This is a genomic window from Synergistota bacterium, assembly GCA_025060595.1.
In the GTDB taxonomy this organism is placed as follows: domain Bacteria; phylum Synergistota; class GBS-1; order GBS-1; family GBS-1; genus 42-11.
In genome coordinates, this window is sequence record JANXBX010000002.1 from 186,514 (window position 1) to 208,309 (window position 21,796).

Here is a 21,796-nt window from a genome sequence, read left to right on the forward strand (position 1 = left end):
CCTTTATCCTCTCCTTCCCCTTACAAACTCCTTCGCAAGCGAAATATAGGCTTGTGCCCCATTAGATTGAGGAGCATAGTATATTACAGGCTTTCCATAACTTGGAGCCTCGCTAACCCTCACGCTTCTGGGTATGATAGATTTGTATACCTTATCCTTAAAATAATTTCTCACTTCATCCGCAACCTGCTGAGCAAGTTTCGTTCTCGAGTCAAACATCGTTAGAAGAACCCCATAAATCTCTAACTTAGGATTGAGATACTCCTTTACCAAATCTATAGTCTTTAAAAGCTGACCCAATCCTTCAAGGGCATAATATTCACATTGAATAGGTATAACAACCCCATCAGCAGCCGTTAAAGCGTTTATAGTTAAAAGCCCCAGAGAAGGAGGACAATCCATAAATATATAATCATACCTATCTACTAGTCCCTCCAAACCTCTCTTTAGACGCGTTTCACGTGAAACAGCGTTAACTAACTCTATCTCGGCTCCCGCCAAATCTATGTTGGAAGGGATAAGATCGAGGTTTTTATATACCCCCTTAATTATAGCCTCTTCCGCCTTAATCCTTCCCAGAAGGACATCATACAAGCTATTTTTAATCTCCTCCTTCTCTATACCCAATCCACTTGTAGCGTTTCCCTGAGGATCCACATCTACAAGAAGCACCTTCTTCCCTAAGGAAGCGATCGCCGAAGATAGATTCACTGCAGTAGTGCTCTTTCCAACACCACCCTTTTGATTAGCGAGAGCCACTACCCTGCCACTCTTCATTTCCTTCACCCCTTAAAAAAGAAATCCTCAGCTCATTCCTTTCCTCATCCAAAATCACGTTAAAAGTTAAACCATATTTTTTAAACTTCGAAAGTGTTTTAGAAATAATACTATACAAATCTTCCAGCGTTTGAGGTGTAGATTCTCTCTCCTTCATTTCCCGGGAAATTAAACCTAGCATTTTATCTACCAACTCTTCCGTTTGATTAACATTTAACTTTCTCTGTTCTATCTGCTTTAACGCTTTGATCATATCTGATTCAGAGGAAAGCTTTAACAGGGCTCTCGCATGTCTCTCTGTTATGGTCCCATCCATCAGTTTTTCCTGAACAACAAGTGGAAGCCTTAACAATCTAAGCTTATTTGCTATAGTAGATTGCTTTTTCCCTACCATCTGCGCTATTTCCTCTTGAGTTAAGTCAAACTCTTGCATCAGCCTCTTATATCCATAAGCTTCCTCTATTGGATTTAAGTCTGATCTTTGAAGGTTTTCTACAAGAGCGAAAGAGAGTGCTTCCTTGTCCGTTGCCTCAACCACCATGGCAGGAATGTAAGAAAGCCCGGCTAACCTTGCAGCCCTCCATCTTCTTTCACCAGCTATTAGCTCATATCTATTCTCCCCTATCTCCCTTACGATAATAGGCTGAAGAACCCCTACTTCCTTTATCGAAGAGGCAAGCTCCTCTAAAGACTCAGCATCTATATTCTTCCTTGGCTGATAAGGATTAAGGACTATCGAGTCGATGGAAATGCTTCTTACCCCTTTCTCTCCCTCCGTCCTTTCGACCTTAAGAGCCTGTAACGACTGACTAAGATCTTCCTTTTTCTCTCCCTTGGCTTTCCCAAACCACACAAACTATCACCTCCTTACAACGGTCTTTTAAATGGGATCCCCGTTTTCCTTGGATATTTAGCAGGAGTTTCTCCCCTTTTTCTAATAAACACTAAATAACCCTTAAAGTCAATAGCTTTTATATAATACTCTTCTACCTTTTCCAACTCACAGTTAAGCAAATTAAGAGCATTTTGAGCCTCATCAATTTCCTCAAAAACCCTTTTCCCTTTATAAGCTACAAGCAAGCCTCCTATTTTCAAAAAAGGAATCGTTAACTCTAGCAAAACATTAAGCGATGCAACTGCTCTTGAAACTACAATATCTACGCTTTCCCTAAACTGTTTTTGCCTCCCAAGCTCCTCAGCCCTACCTAAAAGAATTTTAACATTAGGAAGCGAAAGCTCTAAAACTACTTCCTTTAAGAAAGAGATCTTCTTTTCCACCGACTCTAAGAGAAGAAGCTCTAAATGAGGTTTTAATATTTTTATGGGTATACCTGGAAAACCTCCACCAGTACCAACATCAAGAAGGCTATTAAGTGAAGAAAGGTCAAGAAACTTAACTATTTGAATCGAATCTATAAAGTGCCTATAAGCTATAGCTTTGGGATCCCTTAAGGAAATCGAGGTAATGTTAAAAGGGGCTGAAAGAATCAGCTCTAAATACCTATAGAATTTTTTCTCCTCTTGAGGTGTTAAAAAAAAGCCCTCCTCCTTGAAAACCTCTATCATTTTCCTATGCAAAACTGAGAGAAGATTATATCTAACATCTCTTCAGTCCACTCCTCTCCCGTAATTGCACCTATAGAGCGTAGAGCTTCTTGAATTCCAACAGAGACAACATCATAAGGCAACCCTTTCCTTAAAGACTCAATGGAATCTTTTAAAGAAGAGCTAACTCTCTCTAAATACTCCATGTTTCTCATGGAAGTCATCCAAACTTCACCGCTTAAATCCATTCCTTCTTGAATTTCCATAAGTATAATCTCTTTCAGCTGATCTATCCCTTCTTCGTAAAGAGCAGAAATCCACACTTCCTTACTTGAAGGGAGAAGAGCTCTTACTTCTGCAGGATCGATCTTCTTAGGAAGATCTTTTTTATTATAAACCACTATAACCCTTTTACCATTTAATTTTTCAATTATAGATATATCCTCTTCCTCTAAGATAACGCTTGAATCTAAAACCAAAAGGACTATATCTGCGTTCTCTATCTGAGAAAGGCTTCTCGATATCCCTTCCCTTTCAATTTCATCCTTCGCTCTTCTTATTCCTGCTGTATCTACTAACCTTATAGGAACCCCTTTAATATTTAGAACCTCTTCTATAAGATCCCTTGTAGTACCAGGAATAGAGGTTACTATGGCCCTGGCTTCTTGAAGCAAAGCATTCAATAAGGAGGATTTTCCTACATTTGGTTTTCCACATATTACAACCCTTACTCCTTCCCTGTATATGGAACCAGCTTTTGTAGAGGCTATTATCTTATTAAGATCGATCAAAATTTCCTTAAGCCTTTCTTCCACATCTTCAGGAGATATGAGAGGAATATCCTCTTCAGGAAAATCCAATGAGGCCTCCACCCAAGATGCTAAATTTAAAAGCTTATTTCTCAAGGAAGAAAGCCTCTTTCCGAACTCTCCCTTAAGCTTACGGCTAGCTATCTTTATCGCTTCTTCGCTTTTTGCCCTCACTATTTCCAAGACAGCCTCAGCTTGTATTAGATCTATCCTGCCATTTAAAAAAGCACGGCGGGTAAACTCACCTGGTTCAGCCAGGCGAGCACCCGCCGCTAAAACTAACTCTAAAACCCTGCTCGCTACCAATGTTCCACCATGACAGTTTATCTCCACTACATCCTCTCTAGTATAGCTATAAGGAGCCCGCATAAGAGAGACTATTACCTCATCTATTTCCTCACCCGTCGACGGATTAACTATATGCCCGTAAGCCATGGTATAGGTTGGCATGTTTTTCAAGCTCTTTCTCTTTCCTTTGAATACCTTATCCGCTATCTCTATAGCTTGAGGGCCACTTAGCCTAACTATAGCGATACCGCCTTCTCCCCATGGCGTCGCTATAGCAGCTATTGTGTCTCCTTCTCTCACTTCGGAGCTATCACTACCTTCCTATAAGGTTCCCCTCCCACGCTCATTGTATAAACTCGCGGGTGATCCTTAAGAGTCATATGTATTATTCTTCTTTCCCATGCAGGCATGGGCTCTAAGGTAAAGGGTTTCTTTTCCTCTTCTACTTTTCTCGCTATCTTCAAAGCCACTTCCCTCAGCTTCTTTTTCCTTTTCTCCTTATATCCACCCGCATCAAGCTCAACCCGTTTAGGGTAGTGCTCTTTAGAGATCGCCATATTGATCCATTCCTCAAGAGCTCGCAAGGTTATTCCTCTTTTACCTATAAGAAGGCCCGCATCCTTACCCTCTATGGTTATCACGTTACCATCTGCTATCTTTATTGATGCATCAACTTTCATAAGATTCAGCAAATCTTTAAGAATGTTTCTCGCTTGAATCACATGAGGGCTGTACTTAGGTCTTCCACGAACCTTAACTCTTTGTCCTAAAAGCCCAAGAAACTTCCTCTCCTCCTCAACCACTTCCCACTCTACCTCCTCCTCTTTCATCCTCAGCTCTTCCAAGATTTTCTTTTTCGCTTCCTCCAAAGTTTTCCCCTCCGCTTCCAACCATTCCTTCATCCTGTGGTCCCTCCTTCACCTTACGAGGCGGTTCCTTATAAAGCTTAACCTTCGTACCTTCATCAGCACTAAATTTTCTCATAACGTAAAGTTGATGCCCCAATCCTATAAGGCTTGAAACGAGCCAGTAAAGAAGAACACCCGCAGGAAGGTTATAAGCTATTAACAGGATAAATATAGGCATTATCCAATTCATCATCTTCGCTTGAGGATTAGCTTCAACAGTAGCTGTAAACTTCTGGTGGAGGAAAGTTTCCAAAACAACAAGTACAAGCAAAACTATATCTGGTTTACTTAGATCTTTAATCCACAGAAAGGAAGGGTTTTCGAACCTATGGTTCATAAGAACATTAAAAAGTAGGATTAAAATAGGCATCTGAGCTAAAAGGGGTAGACAGCCTGAAGCAGGGTTAACTCCCTCTTCCCTATAAAGCTTCATAAGCTCTTGATTCAGCTTCTCCTTATCGTTTTTATACTTCTCCTGAAGTCTCCTTATGCGGGGTTGAAGCTTCTGTATCTGCTGCATGGATTTAAGCTGCTTATGCATAAGAGGATATAACAAGAGCCTAACCACTATAGTTAAAAGAATTATCGCCAGTCCAGCATTTCCTGTAAGGTTATAGAAATATACAAGAGCGCTTCGGACAAGGTCGCTTGCAGCTTGCCATAAGCTACCCAATGCTTTCCCTCCTTCCTAAGGAACTGGATCATAGCCTCCTGGGTGAAAGGGGTGACAGCGAAAGAGCCTTCTTAACGCCAGATATCCCCCTTTTAAGACCCCATATTTACCTATAGCTTCATAGGCATAAAGGGAACACGTAGGCCTGAATCGACAAACAGGAGGATAAAGAGGGGAGATAAATTTCCTATAAAACTTAAGAAAGAGAAGTATTGCTATCTTCATCCTCTCTTATCACCCCTGCCTTTCTCCAAATCTTTTCAAGCCTATCACACCAGTTCCTAAAAGTGTCATCGCCCCTACTTTGCTTAACTAAAACTATCATCCAAAAACCTTCTTTCAATCGCCACCTATTCAACCTGAAAACTTCCCTTAAAATCCTCTTTATTCTGTTTCTCCTTGGAGCGTTTCCAACCTTCCTGGGAACTATACACCCGAACTTAGAGCTTCCACTACCCTTGAAAAGATAAAAGAAATTAAAATCCTCCTCTTTAATAACGCTCCCCTTCCTAATAACCTCTATTATCTCTCTAGTTTTGTTCAGCCTCACCTCCTTTGGAAATTTAAACCGCAAGGCGCCAACGGCCTTTCTTTCTTCTCCTTTTGATTATCTTACGACCGCTTGGTGTTGACATCCTAACAAGAAAACCATGGGTTCTTTTTCTAGGCAAATTATGGGGTTGATAAGTTCTCTTCATGCTTTCCTCCCTCCTTCCTTGCCTTTTAAACTATACATGTTTCTTTGCACCTTGTCAACAGGTAAGCCTTTTGCTATGATAAGGTTAGCTTTATCCACATGTGGATATCTGTGTGGATAAAATTAACCGGATGTTCCTTAATTTCCATAGGAAATTTATCCACATAACCCTGTGAATATTGTGGATATCAATTTGTGGATGGTGATGAATATGCCTGATGCAGAGGAAATATGGCAAAAGTCCCTAAAAAAAATCGAACAGGTGGTATCTAAACCAAGTTTTGAAGGGTGGATAAAAACCTTAAAGCCCTTAGAATTAAAAGGAGATTCTCTTATTCTGGAAGCACCTAATAGGTTTACCGCTGAACATGTCAAAAGAAGGTTTGCAAAGATAATAGAAAATGTGCTTTACGACCTATTAGGTAAGAGCGTAAACATCGAGGTCCATATAGCTGAGGGGCACCAGGAAGAAAACGAAGCGAAAGTCGAAGATAGTTTCAAGGAGGAGATAGACTACCAGTACTATGGCTTAAATCCAAAGTATGTGTTTGAAACGTTTGTAATAGGGAAGTGTAACAAGCTTGCTCATGCAGCAGCCTTAGCTGTAGCAGAATCTCCTGGTAGAGCTTATAATCCTCTTTTCATCTATGGGGGTGTAGGTCTAGGGAAAACTCACCTAATGCATGCAATTGCCCATTACGTACTTAAGAGAAATCCAAAAACGAAGGTCGTTTACGTTTCCTCAGAGAAGTTTACAAACGAGCTTATAAACGCTATTAGAGACGATAGTACCAACACCTTTAGAAGGAAGTATAGAAATGTGGATATCTTGCTTATTGATGACATACAATTTCTATCGGGAAAAGAGGGAACGCAGGAGGAATTCTTCCACACCTTTAACACCCTTTATGAAGCAAATAAGCAAATCGTTATATCAAGTGACAGGCCACCTAAGGAGATCCCTGATCTAGAGGATAGGCTTGTATCGAGGTTTGAATGGGGATTACTAGCTGATATACAGCCTCCAGAATTTGAAACGAGGGTAGCAATACTCAAAAAGAAGATGGAGCTTGAAAAGATCTATCTTCCCGAAGATGTAGTAATATTTATAGCAGAGAATTTTACATCAAACATAAGAGAGCTTGAAGGAGCCTTAATAAAAGTGGTAGCTCATTTCTCCCTTCATAAGGATGAGGATATTACAGTGGAAAAAGCAGCAGGAATCCTTAGAGATATACTTCCCGTTAAGAAGAAGACCTTAAGCATTGAGGATATTAAAAATGCGGTAGCCTTAGAGTTTGAGATCTCCTTAGGAGATTTAGTAAGCGAAAAGAAAGCCCAGGAGTTTTCCTTACCGAGACAGATAGCGATGTACTTAGCAAGAGAGTATACGAATCTATCTCTTCAACAAATAGGAAAAGAGTTTAGAAAAAAGGATCATACGACTGTAATACACGCTCATAGGAAAATCGGGCAACTGATAAAGAGTAACCCAGAAGTTAAGAGAAAGATTGAAAGAATCTGTGGAAAGCTGGGTATATGAGATGTGGATGAATTAGGGGCAGATAAAGGTTTTGTGTAAAATGTGGATAAGTCAGCCAGGGTCTTTCACAGAGCTTGTGAAAAAATGATCTTAGAGAAAAAAGGAAAAAGTTTTATTTTCACATCATTCACCTTATCTACTACAGTTACTTCTATATTCTAGGCTTTAAGATAGGAGGGATAGATTATGAAGGTTACTGTGGAAAGGGATGAGTTTTTAAGAGGGCTTCAGCTTGTAGCGAGAGCTATAAATCCTAAAAGCTCAATAACTATTCTGTCTGGAAGCCTTATAGAAGCGGATGAAAATAAGATAAGCTTAAAGGGAACTGACTTAAAGATAGGTGTTCAAACGGACATAAGACCTATGAGAGTTGACGAAGTAGGGAAAGCTATTATACCCTTGAAAAACTTCTATGATATAGTAAGAAGGCTTCCTGAAAAGCCCCTGGAGCTTGAAACAAAAGATAATATTCTTTACTTAAAAAGTCATGGCATAGAGTATAGCTTTTCTACTTATTCTTTGGAGGATTATCCTGAATTTCCAAAGTTAGAGCAAGCTAATCTTGTCTTTAGAACCGAATGTGATCTCTTCTCTAAGATGATAAGAGAAACGATCTTTGCTGGCTCTCCTCATGATGAAATTCCACCGTACCTTGCAGGAACTTTATTTGATGTTAGGGAAGGAGAGCTTCGTTTAGTTTCTACTGATGCTAAAAGGCTTGCTTTGTCTAAGATGCCCGTTAATACGTATAAAACGGGAAAGTATTTAGTTCCTATAACTACTCTTGAAGAGTTAAGAAGGATAATGACCCTTGGTAAAATAGAAATGTATGAATCTAAAGGCGAAGTGGTATTTAAATGGGAAGATGCTGTATTATGGACCAGGCTCATCGATGCGGAGTTTCCTCCCTATGAAAAAGTTATACCTACTAGCTGGATAACCAAAATAGTAGTACCAGCTGAGGAAATCGAATCTGCTATGGAAAGGATGAGCTATTTAGTTAAGGAAAGGGGAAATATAATAAAGATCGAGATAGAAAAGGGAGAGATGTTAATAAGCGGAGATGTACCTGAGCTTGGTTCCGGAAAGGAAAGGATTCCCGTTGAGTTCGATGGCGAGCCGTTAAAGATCGCCTTTAATGTTAGATTCTTTTTAGATATGATGAGACATGTAGATGCTGACTATTTTTCTATGGCTTTTAGAGGGCCCTTAGAGCAGGCGTTGATAACGAGGGAGGGGAAAGATGACTTTCTCTATATATTAATGCCAGTAGCTATCCCTGATGAAGATTAAAGCTCTTAATGCAGTTAACTTTAGAAGATTTAAGACCATCGAACTTGAATTTGGCGAAAGGAATCTCATCTTTGGTCCAAATGGGTCGGGAAAAACGACAATCCTAGAGGCTTTGTATATGCTATGTTGGGGAAGATCCTTTAGAACTTCAAGGGATAGCGAAGTTATAAGATGGGGGGAAAGATCCTCCTTTCTTGAAGGGGATTTTGATGGAGAGGAGATATTTAATGTAAAGCTTTCTATCTCCTCTTCTGCTAAGAAGCTTCAGGTTAATGGAAAGAATATAGCTCGCTTAAAGCTTATAGGAGAAATTCCGGTTTTTTTTCTCTCTCCTGATGAGCTTTCTATGCTTGATGGACCGCCTAAGCTTAGAAGGGATTTCTTAAACAGAGTTTTATCTCAGCTAGAAGAAGGATATCTATCTAACTACAGGATTTACTTAAAGATATTGAAAGAGAAAAATGCCGCATTATCTAAGGGAGAAAGGATCTCGAAGGTATTGGATTTCCTAAATGAGAGGCTTTTAAAGGTCTCCCTCCATATATGGGAAAGCAGAAAAAGGCTGCTTGATCGTTTAAGCGATGATGAAATAAGCATAGTTTATAAGCCCTCAGGCTTAAGGCTTGAGCTTGATTACGAAGCTTTAAAAAAGGCCTTTAGCTCTCTCAGAGAGAAAGAAATTAAAAGAGGTTTTGCCTTATTTGGTCCTCATCTTGATGAGTTTGAGATATTTAAAAAGGAGGGATTTTCTTACAGGAGATTCAGCTCAAGGGGAGAGAAAAAATGGCTTATGTGGAAGCTTTTTAATAAGGTTATAGCCCTATTTAAGAGTTCCAGGAGGTTGCCAATATTTTTAGTTGACGAAATAATATCGGAGCTTGATCAATCTAAGATATCCGCTTTAAGAGAGGATATAAGCTCCTTAGATGTTCAGATTTTCGTAACAACCCTAAGCAAGGATCTAATAGGCGATGATTTTGAGCTGTTTGAGGTGGAAAATGGAGAAGTTAGGAAGTATAATAGATAACATATTAAGACAACATAAGAAGAGAATAGAAAAAGAAAGAATTAAGATTGAATGGCCTAAGCTTGTGGGAGAAGATCTTGCTAGAAGGACGCAGCCTTTAGAGCTAAAGGATGGATGTCTTGAGGTTGCTGTTCCTGATGGGGCATGGGCCAAGGAATTCCAATTAAGGGAGGAGAAGTTCTTGGATATGCTGAAAGGATATGATATAAATAAGATAAGGTTTTTCCCAATGCCTAAGCTCTTTTTAGGGAGGAAGGTGTAAAACTATGTATGTCATTTTGGGAGGGGGAAACGTTCTTTCTTCTGATGACATCTTGATGATAATAAATCTTAAAAGGTGTAATTTTGTAGTTCCGGAAGGGTTAAAGATAGAGGAAGACCCTGAGGGGATGATTCCAAGGACGCTTGTTATAACTGTGGATGGAAGGGGTATTTATACAAATTCCATGACCTCGACCATCTTAAATAGAATAAGGAAGTGGAGGAAAGGGGAAAATGTCTAAGTATACCGCACAGGAGATAGATGTTCTTGAGGGTATAGAGGCTGTAAGAAAACGTCCTGGGATGTATATAGGTGATACCGGTAAGAGGGGGTATCATCATCTTCTCTTCGAGGTTCTTGACAACTCTGTAGATGAGGCATTGGCAGGCTATTGTAGTTTCATTCAAGTGGTTTTAAGAAAGGATGGCAAGGCAACCGTTTTTGATAATGGGAGAGGAATACCTGTAGATATACATCCTAAGACGGGAAAGTCTGCCTTGGAGACCGTTTTAACCTATCTTCATGCGGGAGGAAAATTTTCGAAAAAGGTTTATAAGGTTTCGGGAGGACTTCACGGCGTTGGCGTATCTGTCGTTAACGCCTTGAGCGAGGAGCTTGAAGTTAGGGTTTTTAGAGAAGGAAAGGTCTTTATGCAGAGGTATAAAAGGGGGAAGGCGATCGAAGAGCTTAAAGTGGTTGGCTTCTCCGCTCAAACAGGGACGGAAGTAACCTTTAAGCCAGATCCGGAGATATTTGAAAGGGGATTAAGCTTCGATTATGACATTGTGAGTGAAAGGATTCGTGAGATAGCCTTCTTGGTTCCGGGCCTTAAGATATCCCTTAAGGATGAAAGGGCAGGAAAAGAGGAAACCTTTTATGAGGAGAAAGGAATACATAGCTTTGTAAAGTTTCTATGTGGGGATAAGGAGGAGATTTATGCTCCACTGATTCTCTCTGGTGAGAAGGAAGATGTAGAGATAGAGGTAGCTTTCACTCACGTAGATGACGTAGAAGAGAGGATTTATGCCTTTGCTAATCTTATAAAAAACGTGGAAGGAGGAACCCATCTTATAGGCTTTAAGTCAGCTTTGACTAAGGTAGTAAACGATTTAGCGAGAACTCACGAGATACTTAAGGCGAAAGATCCTAAACTAAGTTGGGAGGATCTGAAAGAGGGGATAGTAGGAGTAGTTTCCATTAAGTTACCCGAGCCCCAGTTTGAGGGGCAGACTAAAACTAAGCTTGGAAACCCAAATGTGAGATCAATAGTTGAGGAAGTTCTTAAAGATAAATTAACCCTTGCTTTTGAGGGAAACCTTAAGATTTTATCTGAGATCGTATCAAGAGCCCTGAGAAGTCATCAAGCGAGAGAGGCAGCCAAGAAGGCGAGAGATCTCGTTAGAAGAAAGAGCTTACTTTTAAGCGACTCTTTACCAGGTAAGCTCGCTGATTGCCAGACTAGAGATCCTGAAAAGGCTGAGCTTTTCATAGTGGAAGGGGAATCTGCTGGGGGTTCAGCAAAACAGGGAAGAGATAGAGCCTTTCAAGCGATATTGCCGTTAAAGGGAAAGATTTTAAATGTAGAGAAGGCTACTTTCTCTAAGATATTGAATAACGAAGAAATAAGGGCTTTGATATCGGCTCTTGGTACGGGCATTGGAGAAAACTTTGATATTAATAAGCTTAGATATCACAAGATAATACTTATGACTGATGCGGATATAGATGGTGCTCACATAAGGGCTCTTTTACTTACCTTTTTCTTTAGATATGCTAGACAGATAATAGAAAAGGGGCATCTTTATATAGCACAGCCTCCTCTTTATTATGTTAAGCTAGGTAAAAGCGAGAGATTCTTATATAAAGAGGAGGAGCTTCAGAAGCTATTGAAAGAGTGTGATGGAGAGAAGTTGCTGGTTCAAAGATACAAAGGCTTAGGAGAGATGAACCCAGAGACTCTCTGGAGGACGACGATGGATCCAGGGATGAGGTCCTTATATAGGGTTACTATTAAAGATGCTATTGAGGCAGAAAGGCTTCTTGAAATCTTAATGGGGGATAGGGTTGAGCCTAGGAGAAGGTTTATTCAAGAGCATGCAAAGGAGGTTAGGAATCTCGACATATGATGGAGAGGGTTTTAAGCTTAGGTTTTGAAGATGAACTTAAATATAGCTATCTTGACTATGCGATGAGCGTAATCGTTGGGAGAGCGATCCCCGATGCGAGAGACGGCCTTAAACCTGTTCAAAGAAGAATACTTTTTGCTATGAAGGAGCTAAACTTAAGGCCAGGCTCTCCCTTTAAAAAGAGCGCTCGCGTAGTTGGAGAGGTTTTAGGTAAATATCATCCTCATGGAGATGCTTCAGTATACGAGGCTTTGGTGAGGATGGCCCAGGACTTTTCTTATCGTTATACTCTTGTTGATGGGCAGGGAAACTTCGGTTCGATTGATGGGGATCCTCCTGCAGCTATGAGATATACGGAGGCGAGACTTTCCCCCCTTGGTATGGAGCTTCTAGGAGAGCTTGAGGAGGAGACCGTTGATTGGATGCCGAATTTTGATGGTTCTTTGGAGGAGCCGTCGGTCTTACCCGCTAAGTTTCCCAATCTTTTGGTCAATGGTACATCGGGTATAGCGGTAGGGATGGCCTCTTCCATCCCCTCTCATAACTTGGGAGAGATTATAGACGCTTTAATCTATCTTATAGATAACCCCCAAGCCACTGTAAACGAGATTATGAGATTTGTTCCGGGTCCGGACTTTCCAACGGGAGGAATAGTTTGTGGAGTTGAGGGTATTAAAGAGTACATGGAAACGGGTAGGGGGAAGATCCTTTTAAGGGGAAGAGCTCACATAGAGAGAGGAAAAGTTAACAGGATAGTCATAACCGAGATACCTTACAATGTAAGTAAAGCTTTGCTTATAAAAAGCATTGCTGATTTAGTTAAGATGAAGAAGATAGAGGGAATATCTGATCTAAGGGATGAAAGCGATAGAAGAGGTATGCGTATAGTTATCGAGCTTAGTAAGGGGGCCTCGCCTGAGGCAATTCTTGGCTTTCTCTACAAACATACTCAACTTGAGACCACCTTTGGAGTAATAAATCTCGCTCTAGTTGATAACGCTCCAAGAGTGATGGGAATAAAGGACATGATGCAGGTGTATATCGATCACAGAAAAGAGGTTGTAAGAAGGAGGACCTCTTTTAGGCTCAAAAATGCGGAAAGAAGGGCCCATATACTTTTGGGTTTTAAGATAGCGCTTGACCATATAGACTTGGTTATTTCTCTTATAAGAGGCTCTCAGACTCAGGAGGAAGCTAAGGTGAAGCTTATGGAGCGTCTAAGTCTGAGCGAGCTTCAGGCAGAGGAGATACTTAAGATGCCCTTAGGTAGATTGACTAACTTGGAAAGAAGTAAGATAGAGGAGGAGCTTGAGGAGAAGCTGAAGCTTATAGCAGAGCTTAAAGGCATTCTTGAAAGCGAAAGCAAGCTTCTTTCTTTGATAAAGGAGGAGCTTCTCGAAATAAAGGGTAAATATGGGGATAAAAGAAGGACGGAGATCTTGAAATTTGTTCCTGAGGAGCCGGAGATTCCCGCTAAGAAGTTTATAGTGACGCTCTCTCGTGAAGGGTACCTGAGGTTTAGAGAAGAGGGAGAAAGAAGAGGAAGAATGAAGCTTGAGCTTATAGAGGGAGATGTTCCTCTTATGGGAACGGGCGCTGAGACGGGTGATAAGCTTTTGATCTTTACCTCCGCGGGGAAGGTGTTTTCTCTTGAGCTTGATGAAAAAATTCCCTTACAGGCGTTTAGTGGAAGGGGGATAAACTTAAGGGTTCTCTTCGATCTTGGGGATGACAGACCTGTGGCTTTCAAGGTTTTAAGAGAGGGAGAGTATATCTATCTTTTCACGAAAAGGGGGTTGGTGAAGAAGATAGAAGTAACCCTTCTTGGTGATATGAAAAGAAGGTCGGGAAGGAGGTTAATTAGGCTTGATGAGGGTGACGAGATAGTTAGAGTTAGGTTTGGAGGAGATTCTGAGGAGATGGTGCTTCTTTCGAGTGCCGGCAAAGGGTTCAGGATAAGGACTTCTTTTATAAGGGCCTCAAATCCTGCAACTGGTGGCGTCAGAGCCATGGTTTTATCGGAAGAAGAAGCGCTTGTAGGAGCTGATATCCTAAAAGGTGATAAGGTTTTAGTGGTTACCTCTTACGGGTATGTTAAAGGGCTTCCCATTGAGGAGATACCATTCAGAAGCGGACCTGGAAGAGGAGCCTATATCTATCCGCCGAGTGATAAGCATGGCCGGGTTATAGGATGCTGGAGCTTTGGCCACGATGCTGAAATTTTAGCAATAAGCAGAAAAGGGGTTATACTTAAGATTAAGGCTGAGGATATTCCCATTTTGACAAGGGAGAAAAAGGGTCAAAGGCTCTTTGAGCTTGAGGAGGGGGATGAGATAGTTGATGTTTTATTTAGCGCCTGAGGGAAGGAGGCTAATCTATTTTAGCTTTGCTATATTTGTTTTTTTATCCCTTATTCACCCTTTGTTTTCTATTCCCTTTTTAGTAATCTTTTTCTTTTTGGTTTATTTCTTTAGGGACCCAGAAAGAGAGATACCTCAGGATAACAATTTAATTCTTTCTCCTGCCGATGGAAGGGTATTGGAGGTAGTAGAATCCTATGATAATAGATTTTTAAAATCTGAGGCAAAGAAGGTAAGCATTTTTATGAGCTTACTTAATGTCCATGTGAATCGTTCTCCTATAGATGGAAAGGTGGTTTATCGTGATTACGTTCGAGGCTTTAAAAAGATGGCCTTTGGTTCTAAATCCTCTAAGCTAAACGAAAGAAGCTATTTAGGAATAGAGGGAAAGATAAAGGTTCTCTTGGTCCAGGTGGCTGGATTCGTAGCTCGCAGAATAGTGACTTATCCTAAAGAAGGAGACTTTCTAAGGAAGGGAGATAGAATAGGTATAATAAAGTTCGGATCCCGGGTGGATCTTTATCTTCCTACTTCTGTTGAGCTTTTCGTTAAAGTGGGAGATAGGGTAAAAGCAGGAGAAACGATATTGGGGGTGATAAATAAAGATGAAAATGAAGAAAGAAAGGTGGCCGAACTTTCTAACGAGCGGTAACTTAATGTGTGGGGTTTTAGCGCTGATATTGCTTACGCAAGGGCATGTTATGGCTGCTAGCGGACTCATACTTATCGCTATAGCTTTCGACTTTCTCGATGGAAAGATAGCGAGGATGTTGGGAGTAAGTGGAGATTTTGGTAAGGAGTTTGACTCTCTTGCGGATATCGTCTCTTTTGGAGCTGCTCCTGCAATATTAATGTATGTTTATTCTCTTAATATGTATGCTCTATTCGGGGCTATGGTAGGGGTGATTTACGTTATCTGTGGGGCTTTAAGGCTTGCGAGATTTAACCTTATGAAATCTAGGCCTTACTTTTTGGGTTTACCTATAACTGCAGCAGGTGGGTTCATATCAAGCATCGTTATCTCGGGCATTTCCTTTCCTGCCGAATCTTTAATTGCCATAATTCTTGCAGTTTCTTATTTAATGGTTAGCAAAATAAAATATGGTAACTTGAAAAAGATATCAAAGTTAAATCAGCTTAATATGAGGGTTTTTCTTTTCCTTCTTTTTGGATTTTGTAGCCTTTCAGTTTTATCCTTACGGATAGCTCCCTTTGTAGCTATGACAATATATGTTTTAAGCGGTCCCTTGGGAATAAACTGGGGTAAGATCTTGGCGAAAAGAGGGGAAGGGGATGAGGAAGGTGAAGAGGGCGAAGAGGCTTGAGGAGTTAACATGGGAGGATGTTGAAAGAGAAGAGGGAATTGTGATTATACCTGTTGGAAGTGTGGAACAGCACGGAAGGCATCTCCCCTTAGGGACGGATTCTATGGTTGCCATAGGGCTTGCGGAAGAAGCCTCTAGAAGAACAGGCGTTCCTGTGGCTCCTCCCTTATGGTATGGATGGTCTCCTCATCACATGGTTTTACCTGGAACTGTAACAGTGAGGCCAGAGGTGCTTGAGGAGCTTTTATATGACATAATGGCCTCTCTTTCTGAACACGGATTTAAGCATTTTATAGTGATAAATGGACATAGGGTGGTTAATGTCCCTTGGATTCAGCTTGCTGCCTCCAGGGTAAAGGAGGATTTCGATGTTGAGGTTTACATCTTCGATCCTGCTTATGTCTCTAAAGAGTTAGGCATTGGAGAGTTGGGTCATGCGGAGGAAATAGAAACTTCACACATGATGGTATTAAGACCCGAGCTTTTAAGGAAAGACAAGATCGTTGACTCTTCTCCCAAAGAGACCTTTTTATATCACTTTGATCCTGCCTCTTTAAAGGATACTTTGTGTTACATTCCTTCAAGAAAGCGTATGGAAGAGCTTGCAAGAGAATCTGGGGGAGTTAATGGTAGACCTTCAAAGGCCTCATTGGAAATTGGGATGAAGTACCATGAACATCTTGTGAATAGGCTCGTTGAGCTTATAGAGCGTATAAGGGGGGTGAAATGATGGAAAGACTTGTTTATGTTAATGGAGAGTTTTTACCGGCAAGGGAGGCCAAGGTTTCCGTTTACGATAAGGGTTTTCTCTTTGGAGATGGCGTATTCGAAGGAATAAGGGCTTATAATGGTAGGATCTTTAGGCTTGATGAGCATCTAGTTAGGCTTTATAAGTCTGCTAAAGCTATTCTTTTAAACATACCCTTGTCCTTTGAGGAGATGAGGGCTGCTGTTATAGAAACGGTGAAAAGAAATAATCTAAAAGATGCTTATATAAGGCTGATCGTAACAAGAGGTATAGGGGACTTAGGGCTTGACATAACTAAATGCAAAAATCCTACGGTTGTTATAATAGCTGATGAGATAGCTCTCTTTCCAAAGGAGATATATGAGAAGGGAATAGAGGTGATAACTTCATCCATAAGGGCCTCTTATGGGGATATTATTCCACCTCAGATAAAGAGCTTAAACTATCTTTCTCATATATTAGCTAAATGGGAAGCGACGAGGGCCGGTGTGGCAGAAGCCATTCTCCTTTCAAGAGAGGGATACGTTACGGAAGGTTCGGCGGAAAACATCTTTATAGTTAAGGATAAATGCCTGATAACTCCCCCTTCCTGGGTAGGGATATTGGAGGGAATAACAAGGGAAGCCGTTCTTGAAATAGCATGGGATATAGAAGAAGTGGAAGACATTATAGAGGATGTTTTTACAAGGTACGACCTTTATGTGGCTGATGAGTGCTTCCTTTGTGGTACTGCGGCTGAGGTTGTTCCTGTGGTTAAGGTAGATGGAAGGATTATAGGGGATGGAAAACCAGGGCCTATTACCCGGGAAATAATGAATAGATTTAGGGAGCTTGTTTCTAAGGAGGGGGTGGAGATATACCTTTAAGATATTAGTAGTAAATCCAGGATCAACTTCTACAAAGATAGCATCTTTTATAGATGAGAAGGAAGCTTGGCGTGAAGTTATATATCACTCTAAGGAAGAGCTTTCGCAATTTAAGGGTTTTATTGAGCAAAGGGATTTTAGAAAGGATCTTATTTGTAAGCTTTTGGATAGAAGGGGTGAAAGCCTATCTAATTATGATGCCTTTGTGGGGATAGGTGGTCTTATCGATCCGGTAGAGGGTGGAACCTATCTTTTAACTCCAAAGCTTCTTGAGGATTTAAAGAGAGGAGGTCCATGGGAGCACGTATCTAACTTAGGAGGAATAATAGCTTTTGAGCTTGCGAGCGAATTTGGAAAACCTGCCTTCATAGTGGATCCTGTTTCTGTAGATGAATTTCAAGAACTTGCTTATTATACAGGCTTACCCTTCGTAAGGAGGGTAAGCCTTGTTCATGCTTTAAATATAAAGGCTGTTTCGAGAAAAGCCTCTAAGGATATAGGGAAAAAGCTTGAAGAAACCAGTTTTGTTGTTGCTCATCTCGGAGGAGGTTTTTCTATAGCTGCAGTTAAGGGCGGTAGGATAATAGATGCGAATGTGGCTAACGATATGGGACCGTACTCTCCTGAAAGAAGCGGTGGCCTTCCCCCACTTTCTCTGATTAAGTATGCCTCAGAAAGCGGGCTCTCTCTGTCTGAGATAAAAAGGGTTCTTGGAGGCAAGGGAGGACTTAAAGCCTATCTTGGTACTACCGACTTAAGGGATGTAAGAGAGAGGATAAAAAAGGGGGATGATTACGCTAAATTAGTTTATAAGGGGATGGTCTATCAGATAGCAAAAGAGATAGGAGCCATGACCGCAGTTTTAAAGGGAGACATTGATGCTATAGTTATAACAGGTGGTATGGCTAACGATGAAGAGCTGATAAAAGACCTTGGGGAGTTTATTGGATGGCTTTCCAAGGTCTTAGTTTATAAGGGAGAGTTTGAGATGGAGGCTTTAGCCTTTGGGGCTTTGAGAGTTCTCAAGGGGGAGGAAAAGGCGAGGCTTTACAAGGAGGTAGGCTGAAGTGGAAGATTTAAGCGAATTGCTTAACATGGCGAGAGATGTCGGTAAGAGAAGGATAGCTATAGTTGCTGCGGAGGATGAGGATGTCGTTGAATCGGCATATCTTTCGGTAAGAGAGGGGATCGCTAGCGTTGTACTGTTAGGTAATCAAGATAAAATTTGGAGTATATCGAAGGAAAGGAATTTTAACCTAGAAGGAATGGAGATCTTGGGAACAAGTGACTCTATTTCTGCGGCTCAGATGGCAGTTAAGATGGTTAGAAGTGGCGAGGTAGACCTTTTAATGAAGGGGCTCATTAAGACTGCGGATCTTCTTAAGGTGGTCTTGGATAAGGAGATCGGCCTTAGGACTGGAAAGCTTTTGAGTCATATTTTTTTGGTTGAAGTTCCTCGAAAAAGAAGATGGTATGCTTTGACCGATGCCGCTATAGTAGTTTCTCCTGGGATTCCTGAGAAGGTACAGATAATAGAGAATGCTATAGATCTAATGCATTACTTGGGAATTAAAGAGCCAAAGGTAGCTCTCCTTGCAGCGATTGAGACCGTTAATCCTGCTATGCCGACCACTGTGGAGGCGGCTGCCATAACCTTGATGGGCTTAAGGGGTCAGATAAAAGGGGCTATTATCGATGGACCATTGGCTCTTGATGTTGCTATAGATGAAAGATGTGCTAAGATAAAGGGAGTTAGAAGCCCTGTAGCTGGTAACGCTGATGTGCTTATTGTTCCAAACGTGGAGGCAGGCAATATGATGGGTAAGGCTCTGATTCAAGCTGGAGGAGGAAGGGCTGCAGGTGTGGTTATGGGTGCTTTAAAGCCTATAGTTATGACTTCGAGGGCTCAGAATGTGGAAAGCAGGCTTCTTTCTATAGCTTTAGGGGTATTTTTAGTAGGGAGGATGAACTGAGTGATAGATGAGGCTCGATTATCGGGGTTGCCTTGGATAGAGAGAAGCCCTTTCTATCATGAGAGGGAGCATTTAATTCTTTATGAGGAGATATTAGAGAGGATTCCTGGGGCAAATAGGTTGATAACGGTTTACATGGGGTTAGAAACTTCTATAGTCGCTTGGAGAGATGGTCATCTTATAGATGCGGATAACTACTTGACTGGGGATTCTCCTATGGGGGTTGTATCTTCAGGATGGCTTCCAAACTCTGGAGCTCTTTCTCTTTATTACGAGATGGGAAAGTCTTTGAAGGAAATAAAGGAGCTTATTCATGGTGAGGGAGGACTAAAGGCCTATTATGGGATCCAGGATATAGAGGAGCTTTCTAAAAGAGAGGGTGAATTACCTTTAGAGGTTTTTCTTTATTGGGTGGCTAAAGGTATTGGAGGCATGGCTGGCGTTCTAAAGGGTAAGCCTGACGGCGTTATTTTGGGCGGACCATGGATTAGACATGATTTTGTTGTTAAGAGGCTCAAAGACTACCTTTCTTTTCTCCTTATCCTTGAAAGCGAAAAAATAAAATGATAAAATCTTAATGGTGATGTGCTTGTGGGAGAGATTTTTTATAGTCCAACAAAAGGTGCTCTAACTTTTGATGATATGATGAACGTTATAGTGAACTATATATCTCAGAATAATGGATCCTATCGTCTTATAATAGGCACAGATTCCTCGGAGGGAGAGGGGGAGACCGTTTTCGTCACCGCTGTTGTACTTTATAGAGTTGGAAAGGGAGGAATATATTTCTATAGAAGGTTAAGGGAAGAAAGTAATCAGGGTTTTAAAAGAAGGATATTCTATGAAACTCATTTAAGTTTAGATGTAGCAAGCAGGATAAGCCATGCGCTTTCAAAGATCGAGCTCGAGGAATATCCTCATCTGGAGATTCATTTAGATGTGGGGCCTGAAGGTAGGACGAGGGAGATCGTGGCAAGCGTCATATCCTATGTTACTGGTAATGGATTTGAAGCTAAGATTAAGCCTGACTCCTTTGGGGCGACTAAGGTCGCTGATAAATACGTTTAGGAGGTGTTAAGTTTGGTTGCAACCTTGGAGGAGTTGATAATTGCCTTTAAGCTTGGAAATGAGGAGTATGGTGTGGATGTCTCTCAAATCCAAGAGATAGTGAAGATGAGGGATATAACGAGGGTTCCAAAGGCGCCCTATTACATAAAGGGGGTCATGAATCTAAGGGGCAACGTTATACCAGTTATAGATCTAAGAAAGCGTTTCTCTCTTCCTTCAAAAGAGGCAACGGATCAATCTAGGATTATCGTCTTTGATATAAAAGGGGTTAAGTTTGGCATAGTGGTGGATGCGGTTTCAGAGGTTATAAGGCTTTCTAAGAGCGATATAGAGCCTCCTCCACCTATAGCTATGGGTGGGATAGAGGCCGCTTACATAAGGGGAGTTGGAAAGCTTCAGAACAAGCTGATAATCCTTCTTGACCTTGAAAAGGCCCTTAAATTAGGAGAGCTGGTGGGTGAGGAGGCAAAAGAGTAGAAGTTGCCTACCCTTTTTATAGCAGCTTATGCTCGTCTTCCTCAAGATATAACCGCTTATGAACTTTATAAAGTTTTAGGTCTTTTTCTTGAAGTTGACGAAGAGTCTGGTATAATAATGGATGTAGAGGTTAGTGTGGCAAGTAGCATCGGACGAAGGATATTAAGCGAATGCATGAAAGGAAAGAGCTTGTTAAACGAGCTAGATTTGATAAAGAAGGAGCTTTACAGAAGATATCATGGTGAAGCACGCGGGGCGGTTATAGCGGCTTTAAATGCTGCCCGCCAGCGCTTCATAGATAGAAAGAAGATAGTGGAGAAAGAGACCCTCTCTTAAAAGGGTGGTGTGTTGTTGACATACCCTTACATCATCTGAGAGAGGGTTGAAGAGGGAAGAGAGTGGCCTTCTTTTTAGGGTGAAAGATTAAAGGCTACCTCCTGGAATATGGGGAGGTAGCCTTTATTTTATTAAAGCGGGGTGGAGGCTTTGACTGAGCTTAAAAGTAGGATAAGGGATGGAAAATTACATTCTAAGGTAACTTCTCCTAGGGAGGCTGCTTCTTTAATAGGTGATGGGATGGTAATTGCCTGTAGCGGTTTTACTCCTGCTGGTTATCCTAAGGCGGTTCCTTTGGCTTTGGCGGAAAGGGTTAAGGAAGGTGAGCTTTTAAGGCTCAGCCTATGGACTGGTGCTTCTGTTGGGCCAGAGCTTGATGGGGCTTTAGCGGAGGTTGGTGCTATAAAAAGAAGGCTTCCTTATCAGACTGATGATTTATTAAGGTGCAAGATAAACTCTGGGGAGGTAGATTACATAGACATTCATCTTTCTCAATGTCCTCAGATGATAAGGCACGGCTTTCTTGGTGAAATAGATTTCGCTATAGTGGAAGCTGTGGCTATAAACGAGGGTGGAGGCATAGTTCCCTCTACCTCTGTTGGCAATTCTCCTACCTTTGTTAAGATGGCTAAGAGGGTTATTGTGGAGGTTAACATCACTCAGCCTTTAGATCTTGAAGGCATGCATGATATATA

27 protein-coding genes are annotated in these 21,796 nt (G+C 41.2%); 18 read left to right on the top strand and 9 right to left on the bottom strand.

Annotated elements, in window-relative coordinates; genetic code table 11:
* Window positions 1-3 precede the first annotated feature (3 nt).
* From NZ900_02300 to rpmH, 9 genes are read right to left on the bottom strand one after another with little or no spacing between them, the layout of a single operon-like run.
* Window positions 4-777 carry an AAA family ATPase gene (locus tag NZ900_02300; GenBank protein ID MCS7232925.1) on the bottom strand — a complete coding sequence of 258 codons (774 nt, stop codon included), beginning with the start codon at window positions 775-777 and terminating at the stop codon, window positions 4-6.
* Entirely contained in the window at window positions 746-1,630 is an 885-nt protein-coding gene (locus tag NZ900_02305) for a ParB/RepB/Spo0J family partition protein (GenBank protein MCS7232926.1), read from the bottom strand. The genes NZ900_02300 and NZ900_02305 overlap by 32 nt, the downstream gene beginning before the upstream one ends.
* A 14-nt stretch (window positions 1,631-1,644) precedes the next feature.
* On the bottom strand, window positions 1,645-2,343 hold the full coding sequence (gene rsmG / locus NZ900_02310; GenBank protein MCS7232927.1) for a 16S rRNA (guanine(527)-N(7))-methyltransferase RsmG: 699 nt from the start codon (window positions 2,341-2,343) through the stop codon (window positions 1,645-1,647).
* Window positions 2,340-3,719, bottom strand: coding sequence for a tRNA uridine-5-carboxymethylaminomethyl(34) synthesis GTPase MnmE (gene mnmE / locus NZ900_02315; GenBank protein MCS7232928.1), 1,380 nt, complete (start codon window positions 3,717-3,719; stop codon window positions 2,340-2,342). Before mnmE ends, rsmG begins: the two co-directional genes overlap by 4 nt.
* Window positions 3,716-4,288 carry a KH domain-containing protein gene (locus tag NZ900_02320; protein MCS7232929.1) on the bottom strand — a complete coding sequence of 191 codons (573 nt, stop codon included), beginning with the start codon at window positions 4,286-4,288 and terminating at the stop codon, window positions 3,716-3,718. Before NZ900_02320 ends, mnmE begins: the two co-directional genes overlap by 4 nt.
* On the bottom strand, window positions 4,215-5,000 hold the full coding sequence (locus NZ900_02325) for a YidC/Oxa1 family membrane protein insertase (GenBank protein ID MCS7232930.1): 786 nt from the start codon (window positions 4,998-5,000) through the stop codon (window positions 4,215-4,217). The genes NZ900_02320 and NZ900_02325 overlap by 74 nt, the downstream gene beginning before the upstream one ends.
* Window positions 5,001-5,015: 15 nt before the next feature.
* Complete coding sequence (gene yidD, locus NZ900_02330) at window positions 5,016-5,225, bottom strand: membrane protein insertion efficiency factor YidD (GenBank protein MCS7232931.1); 210 nt, start codon at window positions 5,223-5,225, stop codon at window positions 5,016-5,018.
* Entirely contained in the window at window positions 5,197-5,574 is a 378-nt protein-coding gene (rnpA, locus tag NZ900_02335; GenBank protein MCS7232932.1) for a ribonuclease P protein component, read from the bottom strand. The genes yidD and rnpA overlap by 29 nt, the downstream gene beginning before the upstream one ends.
* Window positions 5,564-5,698, bottom strand: a complete 135-nt coding sequence (gene rpmH / locus NZ900_02340; GenBank protein MCS7232933.1) for a 50S ribosomal protein L34 — start codon at window positions 5,696-5,698, stop codon at window positions 5,564-5,566. The genes rnpA and rpmH overlap by 11 nt, the downstream gene beginning before the upstream one ends.
* A gap of 210 nt (window positions 5,699-5,908) precedes the next feature.
* Here rpmH and dnaA point away from each other — a divergent pair, with 210 nt between their 5' ends.
* From dnaA to NZ900_02430, 18 genes are all read left to right on the top strand, one after another.
* Entirely contained in the window at window positions 5,909-7,240 is a 1,332-nt protein-coding gene (gene dnaA / locus NZ900_02345) for a chromosomal replication initiator protein DnaA (GenBank protein ID MCS7232934.1), read from the top strand.
* A 186-nt stretch (window positions 7,241-7,426) separates the two neighbouring features.
* Complete coding sequence (gene dnaN, locus NZ900_02350) at window positions 7,427-8,533, top strand: DNA polymerase III subunit beta (protein ID MCS7232935.1); 1,107 nt, start codon at window positions 7,427-7,429, stop codon at window positions 8,531-8,533.
* Window positions 8,523-9,560, top strand: a complete 1,038-nt coding sequence (gene recF / locus NZ900_02355) for a DNA replication and repair protein RecF (GenBank protein MCS7232936.1) — start codon at window positions 8,523-8,525, stop codon at window positions 9,558-9,560. The genes dnaN and recF overlap by 11 nt, the downstream gene beginning before the upstream one ends.
* A complete protein-coding gene (locus NZ900_02360; GenBank protein ID MCS7232937.1) occupies window positions 9,532-9,822 on the top strand; it encodes a DUF721 domain-containing protein in 291 nt (96 codons plus the stop codon). The genes recF and NZ900_02360 overlap by 29 nt, the downstream gene beginning before the upstream one ends.
* 4 nt (window positions 9,823-9,826) lie before the next feature.
* Entirely contained in the window at window positions 9,827-10,063 is a 237-nt protein-coding gene (locus NZ900_02365) for a hypothetical protein (GenBank protein MCS7232938.1), read from the top strand.
* A complete protein-coding gene (gyrB, locus tag NZ900_02370) occupies window positions 10,056-11,948 on the top strand; it encodes a DNA topoisomerase (ATP-hydrolyzing) subunit B (protein MCS7232939.1) in 1,893 nt (630 codons plus the stop codon). The genes NZ900_02365 and gyrB overlap by 8 nt, the downstream gene beginning before the upstream one ends.
* A complete protein-coding gene (gene gyrA, locus NZ900_02375; protein MCS7232940.1) occupies window positions 11,945-14,308 on the top strand; it encodes a DNA gyrase subunit A in 2,364 nt (787 codons plus the stop codon). Before gyrB ends, gyrA begins: the two co-directional genes overlap by 4 nt.
* On the top strand, window positions 14,289-14,960 hold the full coding sequence (locus NZ900_02380) for a phosphatidylserine decarboxylase family protein (GenBank protein ID MCS7232941.1): 672 nt from the start codon (window positions 14,289-14,291) through the stop codon (window positions 14,958-14,960). Before gyrA ends, NZ900_02380 begins: the two co-directional genes overlap by 20 nt.
* On the top strand, window positions 14,914-15,633 hold the full coding sequence (gene pssA, locus NZ900_02385; GenBank protein MCS7232942.1) for a CDP-diacylglycerol--serine O-phosphatidyltransferase: 720 nt from the start codon (window positions 14,914-14,916) through the stop codon (window positions 15,631-15,633). Before NZ900_02380 ends, pssA begins: the two co-directional genes overlap by 47 nt.
* A complete protein-coding gene (locus NZ900_02390; protein MCS7232943.1) occupies window positions 15,602-16,363 on the top strand; it encodes a creatininase family protein in 762 nt (253 codons plus the stop codon). The genes pssA and NZ900_02390 overlap by 32 nt, the downstream gene beginning before the upstream one ends.
* A complete protein-coding gene (gene ilvE / locus NZ900_02395) occupies window positions 16,363-17,247 on the top strand; it encodes a branched-chain-amino-acid transaminase (protein ID MCS7232944.1) in 885 nt (294 codons plus the stop codon). Before NZ900_02390 ends, ilvE begins: the two co-directional genes overlap by 1 nt.
* Window positions 17,213-18,313: a butyrate kinase gene (buk, locus tag NZ900_02400; protein MCS7232945.1), complete on the top strand. Its 1,101-nt coding sequence runs from the start codon at window positions 17,213-17,215 to the stop codon at window positions 18,311-18,313. Before ilvE ends, buk begins: the two co-directional genes overlap by 35 nt.
* A gap of 1 nt (window position 18,314) precedes the next feature.
* Window positions 18,315-19,220 (top strand): bifunctional enoyl-CoA hydratase/phosphate acetyltransferase, encoded by a 906-nt coding sequence (locus NZ900_02405; protein ID MCS7232946.1) that lies wholly within the window; start codon window positions 18,315-18,317, stop codon window positions 19,218-19,220.
* Window positions 19,221-19,787 (top strand): hypothetical protein, encoded by a 567-nt coding sequence (locus tag NZ900_02410; protein MCS7232947.1) that lies wholly within the window; start codon window positions 19,221-19,223, stop codon window positions 19,785-19,787.
* Between the two features lie 24 nt (window positions 19,788-19,811).
* A complete protein-coding gene (locus NZ900_02415; protein ID MCS7232948.1) occupies window positions 19,812-20,288 on the top strand; it encodes a ribonuclease H-like YkuK family protein in 477 nt (158 codons plus the stop codon).
* Window positions 20,289-20,300: 12 nt separating this feature from the next.
* Window positions 20,301-20,765 (top strand): chemotaxis protein CheW, encoded by a 465-nt coding sequence (locus NZ900_02420; protein ID MCS7232949.1) that lies wholly within the window; start codon window positions 20,301-20,303, stop codon window positions 20,763-20,765.
* A gap of 3 nt (window positions 20,766-20,768) precedes the next feature.
* Window positions 20,769-21,101: a DUF3870 domain-containing protein gene (locus NZ900_02425; GenBank protein MCS7232950.1), complete on the top strand. Its 333-nt coding sequence runs from the start codon at window positions 20,769-20,771 to the stop codon at window positions 21,099-21,101.
* 150 nt (window positions 21,102-21,251) lie between these two features.
* Window positions 21,252-21,796, top strand: a 545-nt coding sequence (locus NZ900_02430) for an acetyl-CoA hydrolase (protein ID MCS7232951.1), incomplete at its 3' end; no start/stop codon positions are given.